The sequence below is a fragment of the Agrobacterium sp. SOY23 genome, from assembly GCF_027212525.1.
GTDB lineage: Bacteria > Pseudomonadota > Alphaproteobacteria > Rhizobiales > Rhizobiaceae > Agrobacterium > Agrobacterium tumefaciens_I.
Genome location: NZ_JAPWDT010000019.1, coordinates 1 through 15,214 on the forward strand (window position 1 = coordinate 1; position 15,214 = coordinate 15,214).

Genomic DNA, 15,214 nt, shown 5'->3' on the forward strand with positions numbered 1-15,214 from the left:
CTCCGCATGGTTAATCAAATCCTTATATTTGCGGGCTGAATGTTGCCGGTATGATTTGGTGCGTTGTCCGACACATCGGCTTCAGGTGCGAGGCGAGTCATTGCAGAAACGATGGCTTGAGAACATATGAAGAACGATATTATTTGAAGCAAAGAATGCACATCTATTTCAGTCGGTTGCGCTCCAACCGGTTTAACAAGTTATGAAACCGAGAAATCGCTATAGATTTTTATATCAAAAGTAGTAAATTCATTTCTGGGTTGTTAAAGGGGGCGGGGATGCTTAGCAGGAGGCAATTCACTTCTTATTTCTCAGCAGTATCAAGTATGCTCACAGGTCAGGCTTTTATACCTGAAATATCCTATGCGCAGGATGAGCTTCCCCCACTGGAGCTGGGGCTCGCTGATTTCTCCAAGTCATGGGAACTCACCCAAGGTGACAGCACTATACTGGTTGCGACAGCTGCCGACATATCTGACGATACTGTAATTAAACTTTCAAATGTCACTTTTAAAACGCTTGCTGATATCCAGGAGTATTTCGACAGGAAATTTTCGACGTCGTTTATCGGTTTTTTCAATTCGCAGGTTGCAAATAAGGGGGCATGGCAGGGGAAGCGGATCCAGGGAGCGAAGTCCGAAGAAAATTTTTCCGCTTACTGGCATTCGGCAACATTGTCTGCCCCCGTCAGTCTGATGACCTTTCTTTCCTACATGTCGGTTTTCATAAACGAGATCAATGGAAACCTGGTCAGCAGGACCGAGAGTTACGGGTCCCAGGATCACCCGGGAATATCTTATCTCTTCAATGTCGTGAACATGACTGGAGCCGGCGGCAGGAAGTGGCGTAAGAAGTCCTACAATTCTGATCCTCTGAACTATTCCCTCCACCAGCTGCTTCAGGACGACCTGTTCCTTGGTAGCCGGATGAATCTGCGTTTTGCGAATGATCTAGCGGGGACAACCGATGATGTCTGGAAAGGGTCCTCTTATCCCCGCGATTCCTTTCCGACCTCCGGCAAGGCGAGTGAGTCCGGGATTATCCTTGAGGGCGACTTCTACAAGTTTCGTGGCCGGGGTCTCATACAGACGACATGGCGGGCGAATTATCGTGACCTCGCGGACTACATCCTTGACTACAGCGGATCCAGTCCTTTGCTGCTGGACTTTAAAAAACGCTGGGCGGGATATACCGCCGACCAGATCTGCACATTGAGTACGGGCACGGACTGGGACGACATATTCGCGGATCCAAAGGCAGAGGTATTACAAGCGGCCATCAGAATTCATGCCAGAAAAGGGGCATACCTACCCTTGTCGACGTCTCCCGATGCTCTCAACGGCAACGCCGCAGGGTCGATAATAAAGATGGGCAACGGCATTGGCGGCCTTGGCTACGGAAACAATCTCAAAGCGCGTGTGAGGCAGATATGTCTGGCAATCGACGTCTGATTTCTTCTTTATTGGTCCTGCTTTGTTCAGTTCCAGTGTGCGCTGGGCCCGCTCTGGCTCAGACCCCTGCGAATATTGTGGAGTGCATAAGAGCGACTGCCGGCCCGGCGGTCGCTCAGATCGTTTACCAGTTCCAACTTGCGGATGGAACAAAAGACGAGGCTCGAGGAAGCGGTTTTGTCATCAAAGGCGACGGTTACATCATCACAGCGGCTCACGTGTTGAGACCGCCACCTGTCTATACATCCAGCGTGGTCACGTCGACGATCAAGGTCAAACTCGGAAGCTTGTTCGCAACGGAATATCCTGCCTCGCTGATAACAAAAATAGACGATCTCGATATTGCCTTGATCAAGATGCCCATGCTTAACGCAGGCTGGCCAAAAGTTCAGATTCACTATGGGGCGGGCGAAGATTCGATGCCCTGGCTTTATGCGTCAGGGTTCCCGGGGACATCCGATCTTACCGGAGCCGGCCCTGGAAAGGTGACATCGCCGAATGCTGTCGTGGATGGAAAGCCAACCGCGTGGTGGCAAACCGATATTCCGCTTAATCCTGGAATGAGTGGCGGCCCGGTCTTCAATTCTTTTGGAGAAGTGGCGGGTATCGCCGCGGCAATCAAAGGCCAGGCTGGCGGATCAATTACCTATGTCATTCCAATTTCGTCCGCACTGACCCTGATACCATTGGCCGGTGTCACGGAATATACCCCCAGCCCCTGCAGCGATGACGGCAAATCCATGGTGATGGATTTCATTAAGGGCGCAGTCGAAGGGCAGTATGAGAAAGATCGGATATCCGACTATTTATATCAGACGATACTCGGTCAGACTGATGCCAACAGACGCTACCCGCAATTGAGCCGGCTGGGCAAAATACGGGATTTTGAAGTGGCTCATAAACAGGGCGTGCCACAAGGCACCTGGTTCACCATCAAGGTGCAACACGATAACGGTCAGTCGACCTGGGTGATCGGTTATAACCGTCAAAAGAAATGGATAGATGTCGCATCCTTCCAGGTCGTTGGACCTTGAAATCGATTTGGTTGCATCGTTTGACGCGCAGGAGGAGTTATGGTTTTGAGCACGCAGATAGCCACAAGGCGCGAGCTGATCAGGATGGCGGGCGGGATAGCTGCGGCCACGATTGTGCCGACACGTGTTCTGTCGGAGGAATCCTGCAATCCCGTGCAGTGCAGCGCCTATATTCCGAGCGGTCAGTTCGGACATATCCAGCAACCATTGCCGTCTGTCTGGTGCTGGGCAGCAACAATCGCCATGATCTGCAACTGGCATGGCTGCAGAATGGATCAAAGCAGCGTCGTGAGACAGTGTTTTGGTGCCTACGTCAACGCACCTGCCGATCCGTTCACGCTCATAAATTCCATCAACAGATCCTATATCGACGACGCTGGAAGATCATTTACCCTCTCTTCAAAGGTCTGGTCGGTTCTGCACGGCGTCACCAATCTCAATAATCTCGGGATAATTGGTGAACTTAAACAGAGGAAACCCCTCGTCGTTTGCAATACGAGTCATATGATGGCTCTCGTCGGCGTCTCGTATTTGCGGGCGAATGGAGAGATTTACGAGGCCTGGGTCGCGGATCCTGCGGTCTATGGACCCGTAACTCATGGAATACCAGGGATGCAGCCACTGGCCTCCGGCTTCAGATATCTGATGCCAGCCGAGATGACGCCAGCTCCAGCCGGCGGGGCGTTAATGTTCGTTGCCGCAGTTGATGTTGTTTGAGCCCCGTGCACTCTGCGCCTTCCTTTCTTTGGCACTGGCCAGTGTCTCACCCGGCCGCAAGGCCATGATTTTTCGATGCGCGAGTTGGGGACCTTTAGTTATCATCCTCTGGTTATCAACGATTATCGGTTCATGACGAGTGTTGATTGTGTCCCGCTCAACGGTTCGATCGAGTTCGCCCGACCTCTTCGGGCGCTTATGGATCTGGTAGCGCTTCGCAAGGTCCAGTGGAGTCATACGGCGCGTAATGCAGCATTTACAGGATTGCTGTATTTCATGGATTTTCTTTTGAGGCTGTGCTGTCGTTGCGATGCAGGACGGGAGTGCGATTGATGGCAGGTTCAGGTAATTCCTATACGACGAGTGATCTTTCCAGAAAGTCGGGTGATATTATTGCCGAGGCACTTCGTCATCCGGTGACGATCACCCAGCGCAACAAGCCTCGTCTGGTCCTTCTTAATATTGAGGATTATGAACGTTTGATGCGGCAGTCTGATCTGCGTGCGGTTGGTACTATTGATAATATGCCTGACGCTTTGCTGGATGAGTTTGAGGCAGCAGTCGACGCTTATGCGGAAACTGAAGAGATGGTTCGGTGAGCGGTTTCGATGAGATCGAGACTGCACTGGCAGTCTCCAAAGGAGCCTCGATTTCGGATCAGGATGCCCGGGAAGTTATAGAACAGGCTAGAGCGGCCGTAGACCGATGGCCTGAGTTTGCGGAGGAAGTTCAGTTATCCAGATCCCGGACCGCTGAACTCGACAAATTCCTGAATGGTAATCGGCTGGCTTAAAGGTTCATGTTTCGATGAAGCGGATTTCCGCAGGCCGGATGCCATAAACGTGGAAAGTTCCTGAAACTTTCAGAAATTGGAAGTATCAGGAATTATGTCTTCGTTGGTAGAATCGACAGGATTGGGTAGGCGAATGTCTCGGATATCCGGCGACGCAGTCCTGTCCTACGGCCACCAGGTGTCAGTTGCTCCAACCAATCTGAAACCGGTCAAATCGGACTTCACTAATGGGATGTCCCGACGGGTCGAGTCTGATCGAGCGAAGCACGAGGTTCAGGTTGGGAGAGTAATATTGTTCAAAGATTATCGGAGACAGTCCTTGCAGCTCCATGCGGTCTTTCACCACCCAAACCGGATACGAGCATGATCCGATTGTTTCCTCGGCCCATTTTTCGAAGGTGATGGTGATTGTGCCCGCAACCGTTTTCTGACCATTCAGGAACAGCGTTGTACCGGATCGCCAATTTCCCTTTAGTGGCAAATCGTCGAGCGTCGTCGCATCCGAGTAGGTCAGCTCTTGCACGCCCTTCGCGCTGATCCGTTTGGTGACGAGCAAGGGGTGCAGATATTCCGCAGATATTGGCTCCAACGAACCGCGCCGTACCATCAGGCGCTGCTCGGTTAATCCTGATTGAGTCGGTTTGTAGAAGACGGAGAAAAATGGTTGCTCTCTGGTGAGGAGCACGCCCTGCCTGGTTTCATTTGGGGTCAAGCAATGTCCAAACGCTGGAACAGCTGAAACTATACCAGCCAACAGAAATAAACTTCTCAGCACAGCCGACCTCCCTAACCTGCATCGCATACTGCTACCATGACGCGTAATAATAGTCATTCGAGCGAATTTTTGTGATCCCCTCATTTGGAACCGCTCCGCTCTCCTTATCTGTGGAGCCGAGAGGCTTTCCGCGGTGAAACCGAAGGTCGTAAGGGGAGTGGTGATGGTTTGCATGATCGTCGCTGATCAGGCTGCCGCTCCGAGGTCGAAATTCGCGTGGATCACGTCGTAGGGTACGTGAACCTTTCCGTCTTCGGTTTGTTCGAAGATACCCCAATCCGACAACGCTGACACATCCTCATGTACACGCTTGACGTCGCGTTCGACGAATCGGGCAAGTCCGCGTATGCTGGATGGGCCGATCTTCTGAAGATGTTCAATCAATTCCCACCTTTTGGGGGTGATGATGGAAAAAAGCTGTGCAGGCGACGAGAAGGTGAAGACTGCCACGGGCTCTGAGGGATTACCTGAGCGCATGGCGCTGGTTGCCCTGTCAAAAGCCTCATCGAGGGCAACCTCACTGTCTGCTCTGATTTGTATCAAGGCTTCTCTCATGGTTTCTGCCTCCTCTTGATTATCTCCTTCCGAAAATCGGACAGGAGGGCACTGGTCGTTGTGAACAGGTAAGGATGCTCTCGGCGCCGTCGAGATGACGATGATCGCCTTTGCCGCGTTCGTGTCGAAACCGACGATACGCCTGCCACCCTTGCCATAAAACACTCGATACTTGAACAGGTGCGTGCTGGCGGGAACGGGTTCCGGCACCTGTAGCAAAATTATAAAAATTCTTGAAACTTTCACAAATTGGAAGTATCAAGAATTATGTCTTCGTTGGTGGACCAGATTTCTGCAGCCGGATTGGCTGATCGTTTTCTGAATGACCGGCAACTCGCCGAGTTGCTGGGCGGCAGTGACGCGCGCCGTTATGGCCTTGTCAACCGCGCTTTGAAAGACGGGTCCCTCATCCGCCTGAAGCGTGGTTGTTATGTGCTGGCGCGACGCTATCGAGGTGATCCGGTTCATCCGTTTGCCGTCGCCCAAAACCTCGTGCCGGGCAGCTATATCTCTTTCGAAACAGCACTGTCGTTCCATGGATGGATTCCGGAGGCGGTGTTTGTTACCGCCAGTGTTTCACCCGGACGCAAAAGCCAGGATTTTTCGACGCCCGGGTTCGGGACCTTCAGCTATCATCCTCTGGCGATCAACGATTATCGGTTCATGACGAGTGTTGACCGTGTTCCGCTCAACGGCTCGATTGCGTTCGTTGCCCGACCTCTTCGGGCACTTATGGATCTGGTAGCGCTTCGCAAGGTGGAGTGGAGCGGGCTTGAATGGCTGACGATTGGTATGAGGATCGAGGAAGATGCCCTTTTCGGATTGCGACGTACGGATTTTACGGCATTGAAGCCGGTGTACAAGCACAAGGCTGCGAATGCCTTTCTCCGGGCGCTGGAAGGCGCCCTGATGCCTTCCAGGCGTCTGCATGATCTCGAGGTCAGGGCATGATTGAGATTATCCGGGAGAAGCTTCGGCAATACGCGGCGGAGAGTGCCATAGAGGAAGAGAATGCCGTCAAGGAGATACTGCAGGAGGTCGTACTCTACGCTTTGTGGCGGGGCAATTTTTTCGATGTGGCTCTTTTTCAAGGCGGCACAAGCCTTCGCATTCTTCATGGCCTGCCGCGTTTTTCCGAGGACCTCGATTTTCTTCTGCGGGCTCCCGACACGGGTTTCAACTGGTCTCCTTATCTCAAGGTTCTGACGGATGTTGTCAGCCAGTTCGGGCTGGAATTGGAGGCACATCCCAAGGTGCGGATGGATACGGCGATCCGGCAGGCTGTTATCAAGGATGATTCCATCGCGAACCAGTTGGATCTGTCATTTGCGGGAAGAGGTAGACCCAAGACAATTCGTATCAAGCTTGAGATTGACGTTAATCCGCCTGCGGGATCGGGTGAGGCAACTACCTACCTTGATTTTCCGGCTGATTGTGAGGTCCGCCATCAGGATTTGCCCTCCAATTTTGCGCTCAAGATACACGCTCTGCTATGCCGTGGTTTTCTCAAGGGGCGTGATTGGTTTGACTTCTCCTGGTATATGTCCCGCAGCGTCTCGCCGAATCTGGACCTTTTGCGCAATGCGCTGATGCAGGCTGGTCCATGGGCCGGAGATGAGACTGTCCATGTAGATGCTGCCTGGCTGAAAGTGGTTCTTTCAGAAACGATCAAACGTATCGACTGGAAAGAGGCTGCCGGGGATGTTCGACGGTTTCTTCGTCCAGTTGAGCTTAAATCCACGGATCTTTGGAGTGATCGTTTTTTTCTTGCCAAGCTGGAAAAGCTTTGAAGTTTCGCGATATTCTTGTGTTCGTAGAAGACAGGCGAATTGTTTCGTCGGTTACGTTTTATAAATTATATATTTTCGTATTTTTTTGATTTGACGGATTTATCAGTAACCTGAATCCGTGCTGACGAGGTGTCATTCAGGAACGCGCCTGCGGCGCGCGGTGAGCCGATGGGAATATTTTTACCACAACATCCGCAGCAATACATATATTTTTGTATTTATACTTTTTTGATAGAATATTGTTTCACTTGGTGGGGTGGTGAGAGGATTTCTGTCGGGCGCAAAATGAAGATGACGAAAACATATATATAAATATGGATAACTGAGCAAACATATAATTTATGCGCTTGTTTACCTGGCGGATTGCTTTGCCTGAGCGGATGATTTATGCGGGTTTTGTGCGGAAACTAGGGATTTTACCGGGAATCTGACTGAGGATTGATTGAAAGGGTGGATTTGTTTTGGTGGTAATCGATCATAATAACAATATCATGATATTGTTATTATGATCGATTACCACCAAAACAAATCCACCCTTTCAATCAATCCTCAGTCAGATTCCCGGTAAAATCCCTAGTTTCCGCACAAAACCCGCATAAATCATCCGCTCAGGCAAAGCAATCCGCCAGGTAAACAAGCGCATAAATTATATGTTTGCTCAGTTATCCATATTTATATATATGTTTTCGTCATCTTCATTTTGCGCCCGACAGAAATCCTCTCACCACCCCACCAAGTGAAACAATATTCTATCAAAAAAGTATAAATACAAAAATATATGTATTGCTGCGGATGTTGTGGTAAAAATATTCCCATCGGCTCACCGCGCGCCGCAGGCGCGTTCCTGAATGACACCTCGTCAGCACGGATTCAGGTTACTGATAAATCCGTCAAATCAAAAAAATACGAAAATATATAATTTATAAAACGTAACCGACGAAACAATTCGCCTGTCTTCTACGAACACAAGAATATCGCGAAACTTCAAAGCTTTTCCAGCTTGGCAAGAAAAAAACGATCACTCCAAAGATCCGTGGATTTAAGCTCAACTGGACGAAGAAACCGTCGAACATCCCCGGCAGCCTCTTTCCAGTCGATACGTTTGATCGTTTCTGAAAGAACCACTTTCAGCCAGGCAGCATCTACATGGACAGTCTCATCTCCGGCCCATGGACCAGCCTGCATCAGCGCATTGCGCAAAAGGTCCAGATTCGGCGAGACGCTGCGGGACATATACCAGGAGAAGTCAAACCAATCACGCCCCTTGAGAAAACCACGGCATAGCAGAGCGTGTATCTTGAGCGCAAAATTGGAGGGCAAATCCTGATGGCGGACCTCACAATCAGCCGGAAAATCAAGGTAGGTAGTTGCCTCACCCGATCCCGCAGGCGGATTAACGTCAATCTCAAGCTTGATACGAATTGTCTTGGGTCTACCTCTTCCCGCAAATGACAGATCCAACTGGTTCGCGATGGAATCATCCTTGATAACAGCCTGCCGGATCGCCGTATCCATCCGCACCTTGGGATGTGCCTCCAATTCCAGCCCGAACTGGCTGACAACATCCGTCAGAACCTTGAGATAAGGAGACCAGTTGAAACCCGTGTCGGGAGCCCGCAGAAGAAAATCGAGGTCCTCGGAAAAACGCGGCAGGCCATGAAGAATGCGAAGGCTTGTGCCGCCTTGAAAAAGAGCCACATCGAAAAAATTGCCCCGCCACAAAGCGTAGAGTACGACCTCCTGCAGTATCTCCTTGACGGCATTCTCTTCCTCTATGGCACTCTCCGCCGCGTATTGCCGAAGCTTCTCCCGGATAATCTCAATCATGCCCTGACCTCGAGATCATGCAGACGCCTGGAAGGCATCAGGGCGCCTTCCAGCGCCCGGAGAAAGGCATTCGCAGCCTTGTGCTTGTACACCGGCTTCAATGCCGTAAAATCCGTACGTCGCAATCCGAAAAGGGCATCTTCCTCGATCCTCATACCAATCGTCAGCCATTCAAGCCCGCTCCACTCCACCTTGCGAAGCGCTACCAGATCCATAAGTGCCCGAAGAGGTCGGGCAACGAACGCAATCGAGCCGTTGAGCGGAACACGGTCAACACTCGTCATGAACCGATAATCGTTGATCGCCAGAGGATGATAGCTGAAGGTCCCGAACCCGGGCGTCGAAAAATCCTGGCTTTTGCGTCCGGGTGAAACACTGGCGGTAACAAACACCGCCTCCGGAATCCATCCATGGAACGACAGTGCTGTTTCGAAAGAGATATAGCTGCCCGGCACGAGGTTTTGGGCGACGGCAAACGGATGAACCGGATCACCTCGATAGCGTCGCGCCAGCACATAACAACCACGCTTCAGGCGGATGAGGGACCCGTCTTTCAAAGCGCGGTTGACAAGGCCATAACGGCGCGCGTCACTGCCGCCCAGCAACTCGGCGAGTTGCCGGTCATTCAGAAAACGATCAGCCAATCCGGCTGCAGAAATCTGGTCCACCAACGAAGACATAATTCTTGATACTTCCAATTTGTGAAAGTTTCAAGAATTTTTATAATTTTGCTACAGGTGCCGGAACCCGTTCCCGCCAGCACGCACCTGTTCAAGTATCGAGTGTTTTATGGCAAGGGTGGCAGGCGTATCGTCGGTTTCGACACGAACGCGGCAAAGGCGATCATCGTCATCTCGACGGCGCCGAGAGCATCCTTACCTGTTCACAACGACCAGTGCCCTCCTGTCCGATTTTCGGAAGGAGATAATCAAGAGGAGGCAGAAACCATGAGAGAAGCCTTGATACAAATCAGAGCAGACAGTGAGGTTGCCCTCGATGAGGCTTTTGACAGGGCAACCAGCGCCATGCGCTCAGGTAATCCCTCAGAGCCCGTGGCAGTCTTCACCTTCTCGTCGCCTGCACAGCTTTTTTCCATCATCACCCCCAAAAGGTGGGAATTGATTGAACATCTTCAGAAGATCGGCCCATCCAGCATACGCGGACTTGCCCGATTCGTCGAACGCGACGTCAAGCGTGTACATGAGGATGTGTCAGCGTTGTCGGATTGGGGTATCTTCGAACAAACCGAAGACGGAAAGGTTCACGTACCCTACGACGTGATCCACGCGAATTTCGACCTCGGAGCGGCAGCCTGATCAGCGACGATCATGCAAACCATCACCACTCCCCTTACGACCTTCGGTTTCACCGCGGAAAGCCTCTCGGCTCCACAGATAAGGAGAGCGGAGCGGTTCCAAATGAGGGGATCACAAAAATTCGCTCGAATGACTATTATTACGCGTCATGGTAGCAGTATGCGATGCAGGTTAGGGAGGTCGGCTGTGCTGAGAAGTTTATTTCTGTTGGCTGGTATAGTTTCAGCTGTTCCAGCGTTTGGACATTGCTTGACCCCAAATGAAACCAGGCAGGGCGTGCTCCTCACCAGAGAGCAACCATTTTTCTCCGTCTTCTACAAACCGACTCAATCAGGATTAACCGAGCAGCGCCTGATGGTACGGCGCGGTTCGTTGGAGCCAATATCTGCGGAATATCTGCACCCCTTGCTCGTCACCAAACGGATCAGCGCGAAGGGCGTGCAAGAGCTGACCTACTCGGATGCGACGACGCTCGACGATTTGCCACTAAAGGGAAATTGGCGATCCGGTACAACGCTGTTCCTGAATGGTCAGAAAACGGTTGCGGGCACAATCACCATCACCTTCGAAAAATGGGCCGAGGAAACAATCGGATCATGCTCGTATCCGGTTTGGGTGGTGAAAGACCGCATGGAGCTGCAAGGACTGTCTCCGATAATCTTTGAACAATATTACTCTCCCAACCTGAACCTCGTGCTTCGCTCGATCAGACTCGACCCGTCGGGACATCCCATTAGTGAAGTCCGATTTGACCGGTTTCAGATTGGTTGGAGCAACTGACACCTGGTGGCCGTAGGACAGGACTGCGTCGCCGGATATCCGAGACATTCGCCTACCCAATCCTGTCGATTCTACCAACGAAGACATAATTCCTGATACTTCCAATTTCTGAAAGTTTCAGGAACTTTCCACGTTTATGGCATCCGGCCTGCGGAAATCCGCTTCATCGAAACATGAACCTTTAAGCCAGCCGATTACCATTCAGGAATTTGTCGAGTTCAGCGGTCCGGGATCTGGATAACTGAACTTCCTCCGCAAACTCAGGCCATCGGTCTACGGCCGCTCTAGCCTGTTCTATAACTTCCCGGGCATCCTGATCCGAAATCGAGGCTCCTTTGGAGACTGCCAGTGCAGTCTCGATCTCATCGAAACCGCTCACCGAACCATCTCTTCAGTTTCCGCATAAGCGTCGACTGCTGCCTCAAACTCATCCAGCAAAGCGTCAGGCATATTATCAATAGTACCAACCGCACGCAGATCAGACTGCCGCATCAAACGTTCATAATCCTCAATATTAAGAAGGACCAGACGAGGCTTGTTGCGCTGGGTGATCGTCACCGGATGACGAAGTGCCTCGGCAATAATATCACCCGACTTTCTGGAAAGATCACTCGTCGTATAGGAATTACCTGAACCTGCCATCAATCGCACTCCCGTCCTGCATCGCAACGACAGCACAGCCTCAAAAGAAAATCCATGAAATACAGCAATCCTGTAAATGCTGCATTACGCGCCGTATGACTCCACTGGACCTTGCGAAGCGCTACCAGATCCATAAGCGCCCGAAGAGGTCGGGCGAACTCGATCGAACCGTTGAGCGGGACACAATCAACACTCGTCATGAACCGATAATCGTTGATAACCAGAGGATGATAACTAAAGGTCCCCAACTCGCGCATCGAAAAATCATGGCCTTGCGGCCGGGTGAGACACTGGCCAGTGCCAAAGAAAGGAAGGCGCAGAGTGCACGGGGCTCAAACAACATCAACTGCGGCAACGAACATTAACGCCCCGCCGGCTGGAGCTGGCGTCATCTCGGCTGGCATCAGATATCTGAAGCCGGAGGCCAGTGGCTGCATCCCTGGTATTCCATGAGTTACGGGTCCATAGACCGCAGGATCCGCGACCCAGGCCTCGTAAATCTCTCCATTCGCCCGCAAATACGAGACGCCGACGAGAGCCATCATATGACTCGTATTGCAAACGACGAGGGGTTTCCTCTGTTTAAGTTCACCAATTATCCCGAGATTATTGAGATTGGTGACGCCGTGCAGAACCGACCAGACCTTTGAAGAGAGGGTAAATGATCTTCCAGCGTCGTCGATATAGGATCTGTTGATGGAATTTATGAGCGTGAACGGATCGGCAGGTGCGTTGACGTAGGCACCAAAACACTGTCTCACGACGCTGCTTTGATCCATTCTGCAGCCATGCCAGTTGCAGATCATGGCGATTGTTGCTGCCCAGCACCAGACAGACGGCAATGGTTGCTGGATATGTCCGAACTGACCGCTCGGAATATAGGCGCTGCACTGCACGGGATTGCAGGATTCCTCCGACAGAACACGTGTCGGCACAATCGTGGCCGCAGCTATCCCGCCCGCCATCCTGATCAGCTCGCGCCTTGTGGCTATCTGCGTGCTCAAAACCATAACTCCTCCTGCGCGTCAAACGATGCAACCAAATCGATTTCAAGGTCCAACGACCTGGAAGGATGCGACATCTATCCATTTCTTTTGACGGTTATAACCGATCACCCAGGTCGACTGACCGTTATCGTGTTGCACCTTGATGGTGAACCAGGTGCCTTGTGGCACGCCCTGTTTATGAGCCACTTCAAAATCCCGTATTTTGCCCAGCCGGCTCAATTGCGGGTAGCGTCTGTTGGCATCAGTCTGACCGAGTATCGTCTGATATAAATAGTCGGATATCCGATCTTTCTCATACTGCCCTTCGACTGCGCCCTTAATGAAATCCATCACCATGGATTTGCCGTCATCGCTGCAGGGGCTGGGGGTATATTCCGTGACACCGGCCAATGGTATCAGGGTCAGTGCGGACGAAATTGGAATGACATAGGTAATTGATCCGCCAGCCTGGCCTTTGATTGCCGCGGCGATACCCGCCACTTCTCCAAAAGAATTGAAGACCGGGCCGCCACTCATTCCAGGATTAAGCGGAATATCGGTTTGCCACCACGCGGTTGGCTTTCCATCCACGACAGCATTCGGCGATGTCACCTTTCCAGGGCCGGCTCCGGTAAGATCGGATGTCCCCGGGAACCCTGACGCATAAAGCCAGGGCATCGAATCTTCGCCCGCCCCATAGTGAATCTGAACTTTTGGCCAGCCTGCGTTAAGCATGGGCATCTTGATCAAGGCAATATCGAGATCGTCTATTTTTGTTATCAGCGAGGCAGGATATTCCGTTGCGAACAAGCTTCCGAGTTTGACCTTGATCGTCGACGTGACCACGCTGGATGTATAGACAGGTGGCGGTCTCAACACGTGAGCCGCTGTGATGATGTAACCGTCGCCTTTGATGACAAAACCGCTTCCTCGAGCCTCGTCTTTTGTTCCATCCGCAAGTTGGAACTGGTAAACGATCTGAGCGACCGCCGGGCCGGCAGTCGCTCTTATGCACTCCACAATATTCGCAGGGGTCTGAGCCAGAGCGGGCCCAGCGCACACTGGAACTGAACAAAGCAGGACCAATAAAGAAGAAATCAGACGTCGATTGCCAGACATATCTGCCTCACACGCGCTTTGAGATTGTTTCCGTAGCCAAGGCCGCCAATGCCGTTGCCCATCTTTATTATCGACCCTGCGGCGTTGCCGTTGAGAGCATCGGGAGACGTCGACAAGGGTAGGTATGCCCCTTTTCTGGCATGAATTCTGATGGCCGCTTGTAATACCTCTGCCTTTGGATCCGCGAATATGTCGTCCCAGTCCGTGCCCGTACTCAATGTGCAGATCTGGTCGGCGGTATATCCCGCCCAGCGTTTTTTAAAGTCCAGCAGCAAAGGACTGGATCCGCTGTAGTCAAGGATGTAGTCCGCGAGGTCACGATAATTCGCCCGCCATGTCGTCTGTATGAGACCCCGGCCACGAAACTTGTAGAAGTCGCCCTCAAGGATAATCCCGGACTCACTCGCCTTGCCGGAGGTCGGAAAGGAATCGCGGGGATAAGAGGACCCTTTCCAGACATCATCGGTTGTCCCCGCTAGATCATTCGCAAAACGCAGATTCATCCGGCTACCAAGGAACAGGTCGTCCTGAAGCAGCTGGTGGAGGGAATAGTTCAGAGGATCAGAATTGTAGGACTTCTTACGCCACTTCCTGCCGCCGGCTCCAGTCATGTTCACGACATTGAAGAGATAAGATATTCCCGGGTGATCCTGGGACCCGTAACTCTCGGTCCTGCTGACCAGGTTTCCATTGATCTCGTTTATGAAAACCGACATGTAGGAAAGAAAGGTCATCAGACTGACGGGGGCAGACAATGTTGCCGAATGCCAGTAAGCGGAAAAATTTTCTTCGGACTTCGCTCCCTGGATCCGCTTCCCCTGCCATGCCCCCTTATTTGCAACCTGCGAATTGAAAAAACCGATAAACGACGTCGAAAATTTCCTGTCGAAATACTCCTGGATATCAGCAAGCGTTTTAAAAGTGACATTTGAAAGTTTAATTACAGTATCGTCAGATATGTCGGCAGCTGTCGCAACCAGTATAGTGCTGTCACCTTGGGTGAGTTCCCATGACTTGGAGAAATCAGCGAGCCCCAGCTCCAGTGGGGGAAGCTCATCCTGCGCATAGGATATTTCAGGTATAAAAGCCTGACCTGTGAGCATACTTGATACTGCTGAGAAATAAGAAGTGAATTGCCTCCTGCTAAGCATCCCCGCCCCCTTTAACAACCCAGAAATGAATTTACTACTTTTGATATAAAAATCTATAGCGATTTCTCGGTTTCATAACTTGTTAAACCGGTTGGAGCGCAACCGACTGAAATAGATGTGCATTCTTTGCTTCAAATAATATCGTTCTTCATATGTTCTCAAGCCATCGTTTCTGCAATGACTCGCCTCGCACCTGAAGCCGATGTGTCGGACAACGCACCAAATCATACCGGCAACATTCAGCCCGCAAATATAAGGATTTGATTAACCATGCGGAG

16 protein-coding genes are annotated in these 15,214 nt (G+C 51.4%); 8 read left to right on the forward strand and 8 right to left on the reverse strand.

Features of this window, described 5'->3' with window-relative positions; translation table 11 throughout:
- Nucleotides 1–326: 326 nt before the first annotated feature.
- From O3S81_RS26275 to O3S81_RS26290, 4 genes are all read left to right on the forward strand, one after another.
- A complete protein-coding gene (locus tag O3S81_RS26275) occupies nt 327–1,451 on the forward strand; it encodes a hypothetical protein (protein ID WP_269347819.1) in 1,125 nt (374 codons plus the stop codon).
- Nucleotides 1,430–2,485, forward strand: coding sequence for a S1 family peptidase (locus O3S81_RS26280; RefSeq protein ID WP_269347820.1), 1,056 nt, complete (start codon nt 1,430–1,432; stop codon nt 2,483–2,485). Before O3S81_RS26275 ends, O3S81_RS26280 begins: the two co-directional genes overlap by 22 nt.
- A 39-nt stretch (nt 2,486–2,524) precedes the next feature.
- Nucleotides 2,525–3,202 (forward strand): hypothetical protein, encoded by a 678-nt coding sequence (locus O3S81_RS26285; RefSeq protein WP_269347823.1) that lies wholly within the window; start codon nt 2,525–2,527, stop codon nt 3,200–3,202.
- A gap of 332 nt (nt 3,203–3,534) precedes the next feature.
- Nucleotides 3,535–3,801, forward strand: a complete 267-nt coding sequence (locus O3S81_RS26290; protein ID WP_137004419.1) for a type II toxin-antitoxin system prevent-host-death family antitoxin — start codon at nt 3,535–3,537, stop codon at nt 3,799–3,801.
- 375 nt (nt 3,802–4,176) lie between these two features.
- Here O3S81_RS26290 and O3S81_RS26295 read toward each other — a convergent pair whose 3' ends face one another.
- Together O3S81_RS26295 and O3S81_RS26300 are read right to left on the reverse strand one after the other, a co-directional pair.
- Nucleotides 4,177–4,797 carry a hypothetical protein gene (locus O3S81_RS26295; RefSeq protein ID WP_269347828.1) on the reverse strand — a complete coding sequence of 207 codons (621 nt, stop codon included), beginning with the start codon at nt 4,795–4,797 and terminating at the stop codon, nt 4,177–4,179.
- A gap of 159 nt (nt 4,798–4,956) precedes the next feature.
- A complete protein-coding gene (locus tag O3S81_RS26300) occupies nt 4,957–5,571 on the reverse strand; it encodes an HVO_A0114 family putative DNA-binding protein (RefSeq protein ID WP_269347824.1) in 615 nt (204 codons plus the stop codon).
- Between the two features lie 21 nt (nt 5,572–5,592).
- On the opposite strand from O3S81_RS26300, the gene O3S81_RS26305 reads away from it, so the two are divergent.
- The gene (locus tag O3S81_RS26305) at nt 5,593–6,276 is read left to right on the forward strand and encodes a type IV toxin-antitoxin system AbiEi family antitoxin domain-containing protein (protein ID WP_269347830.1); all 684 of its coding nucleotides are present in this window, start codon (nt 5,593–5,595) and stop codon (nt 6,274–6,276) included.
- Nucleotides 6,273–7,115, forward strand: coding sequence for a nucleotidyl transferase AbiEii/AbiGii toxin family protein (locus tag O3S81_RS26310; RefSeq protein ID WP_269347826.1), 843 nt, complete (start codon nt 6,273–6,275; stop codon nt 7,113–7,115). Before O3S81_RS26305 ends, O3S81_RS26310 begins: the two co-directional genes overlap by 4 nt.
- A 984-nt stretch (nt 7,116–8,099) precedes the next feature.
- Here the strand turns inward: O3S81_RS26310 and O3S81_RS26315 are convergent.
- On the reverse strand, nt 8,100–8,942 hold the full coding sequence (locus tag O3S81_RS26315; RefSeq protein ID WP_269347826.1) for a nucleotidyl transferase AbiEii/AbiGii toxin family protein: 843 nt from the start codon (nt 8,940–8,942) through the stop codon (nt 8,100–8,102).
- Nucleotides 8,939–9,622 carry a type IV toxin-antitoxin system AbiEi family antitoxin domain-containing protein gene (locus tag O3S81_RS26320; protein WP_269347830.1) on the reverse strand — a complete coding sequence of 228 codons (684 nt, stop codon included), beginning with the start codon at nt 9,620–9,622 and terminating at the stop codon, nt 8,939–8,941. The genes O3S81_RS26315 and O3S81_RS26320 overlap by 4 nt, the downstream gene beginning before the upstream one ends.
- Nucleotides 9,623–9,643: 21 nt before the next feature.
- On the opposite strand from O3S81_RS26320, the gene O3S81_RS26325 reads away from it, so the two are divergent.
- Together O3S81_RS26325 and O3S81_RS26330 are read left to right on the forward strand one after the other, a co-directional pair.
- Nucleotides 9,644–10,258, forward strand: a complete 615-nt coding sequence (locus tag O3S81_RS26325; RefSeq protein ID WP_269347824.1) for an HVO_A0114 family putative DNA-binding protein — start codon at nt 9,644–9,646, stop codon at nt 10,256–10,258.
- A gap of 159 nt (nt 10,259–10,417) precedes the next feature.
- Entirely contained in the window at nt 10,418–11,038 is a 621-nt protein-coding gene (locus O3S81_RS26330; protein WP_269347828.1) for a hypothetical protein, read from the forward strand.
- A 375-nt stretch (nt 11,039–11,413) separates the two neighbouring features.
- On the opposite strand, the gene O3S81_RS26335 is transcribed toward O3S81_RS26330, so the two are convergent.
- The 4 genes from O3S81_RS26335 to O3S81_RS26350 all read right to left on the reverse strand — a co-directional run bounded on the left by O3S81_RS26335 (nt 11,414) and on the right by O3S81_RS26350 (nt 14,888).
- Nucleotides 11,414–11,680: a type II toxin-antitoxin system prevent-host-death family antitoxin gene (locus O3S81_RS26335; RefSeq protein ID WP_137004419.1), complete on the reverse strand. Its 267-nt coding sequence runs from the start codon at nt 11,678–11,680 to the stop codon at nt 11,414–11,416.
- A 332-nt stretch (nt 11,681–12,012) separates the two neighbouring features.
- A complete protein-coding gene (locus tag O3S81_RS26340; protein ID WP_269347823.1) occupies nt 12,013–12,690 on the reverse strand; it encodes a hypothetical protein in 678 nt (225 codons plus the stop codon).
- 39 nt (nt 12,691–12,729) lie between these two features.
- Entirely contained in the window at nt 12,730–13,785 is a 1,056-nt protein-coding gene (locus O3S81_RS26345; protein ID WP_269347820.1) for a S1 family peptidase, read from the reverse strand.
- Complete coding sequence (locus tag O3S81_RS26350) at nt 13,764–14,888, reverse strand: hypothetical protein (RefSeq protein ID WP_269347819.1); 1,125 nt, start codon at nt 14,886–14,888, stop codon at nt 13,764–13,766. The genes O3S81_RS26345 and O3S81_RS26350 overlap by 22 nt, the downstream gene beginning before the upstream one ends.
- Nucleotides 14,889–15,214 lie beyond the last annotated feature (326 nt).

Bases quoted from the DNA above. Each gene is read 5' to 3' on its own strand.
- O3S81_RS26330 (WP_269347828.1), top strand. From the start codon at position 10,418: ATGCGATGCAGGTTAGGGAGGTCGGCTGTGCTGAGAAGTTTATTTCTG.
- O3S81_RS26350 (WP_269347819.1), bottom strand. From the start codon at position 14,888: ATGCTCACAGGTCAGGCTTTTATACCTGAAATATCCTATGCGCAGGAT.
- O3S81_RS26305 (WP_269347830.1), top strand. From the start codon at position 5,593: ATGTCTTCGTTGGTGGACCAGATTTCTGCAGCCGGATTGGCTGATCGT.
- O3S81_RS26285 (WP_269347823.1), top strand. From the start codon at position 2,525: ATGGTTTTGAGCACGCAGATAGCCACAAGGCGCGAGCTGATCAGGATG.
- O3S81_RS26280 (WP_269347820.1), top strand. From the start codon at position 1,430: ATGTCTGGCAATCGACGTCTGATTTCTTCTTTATTGGTCCTGCTTTGT.
- O3S81_RS26345 (WP_269347820.1), bottom strand. From the start codon at position 13,785: ATGTCTGGCAATCGACGTCTGATTTCTTCTTTATTGGTCCTGCTTTGT.
- O3S81_RS26295 (WP_269347828.1), bottom strand. From the start codon at position 4,797: ATGCGATGCAGGTTAGGGAGGTCGGCTGTGCTGAGAAGTTTATTTCTG.
- O3S81_RS26290 (WP_137004419.1), top strand. From the start codon at position 3,535: ATGGCAGGTTCAGGTAATTCCTATACGACGAGTGATCTTTCCAGAAAG.
- O3S81_RS26335 (WP_137004419.1), bottom strand. From the start codon at position 11,680: ATGGCAGGTTCAGGTAATTCCTATACGACGAGTGATCTTTCCAGAAAG.
- O3S81_RS26275 (WP_269347819.1), top strand. From the start codon at position 327: ATGCTCACAGGTCAGGCTTTTATACCTGAAATATCCTATGCGCAGGAT.
- O3S81_RS26340 (WP_269347823.1), bottom strand. From the start codon at position 12,690: ATGGTTTTGAGCACGCAGATAGCCACAAGGCGCGAGCTGATCAGGATG.
- O3S81_RS26320 (WP_269347830.1), bottom strand. From the start codon at position 9,622: ATGTCTTCGTTGGTGGACCAGATTTCTGCAGCCGGATTGGCTGATCGT.
- O3S81_RS26315 (WP_269347826.1), bottom strand. From the start codon at position 8,942: ATGATTGAGATTATCCGGGAGAAGCTTCGGCAATACGCGGCGGAGAGT.
- O3S81_RS26310 (WP_269347826.1), top strand. From the start codon at position 6,273: ATGATTGAGATTATCCGGGAGAAGCTTCGGCAATACGCGGCGGAGAGT.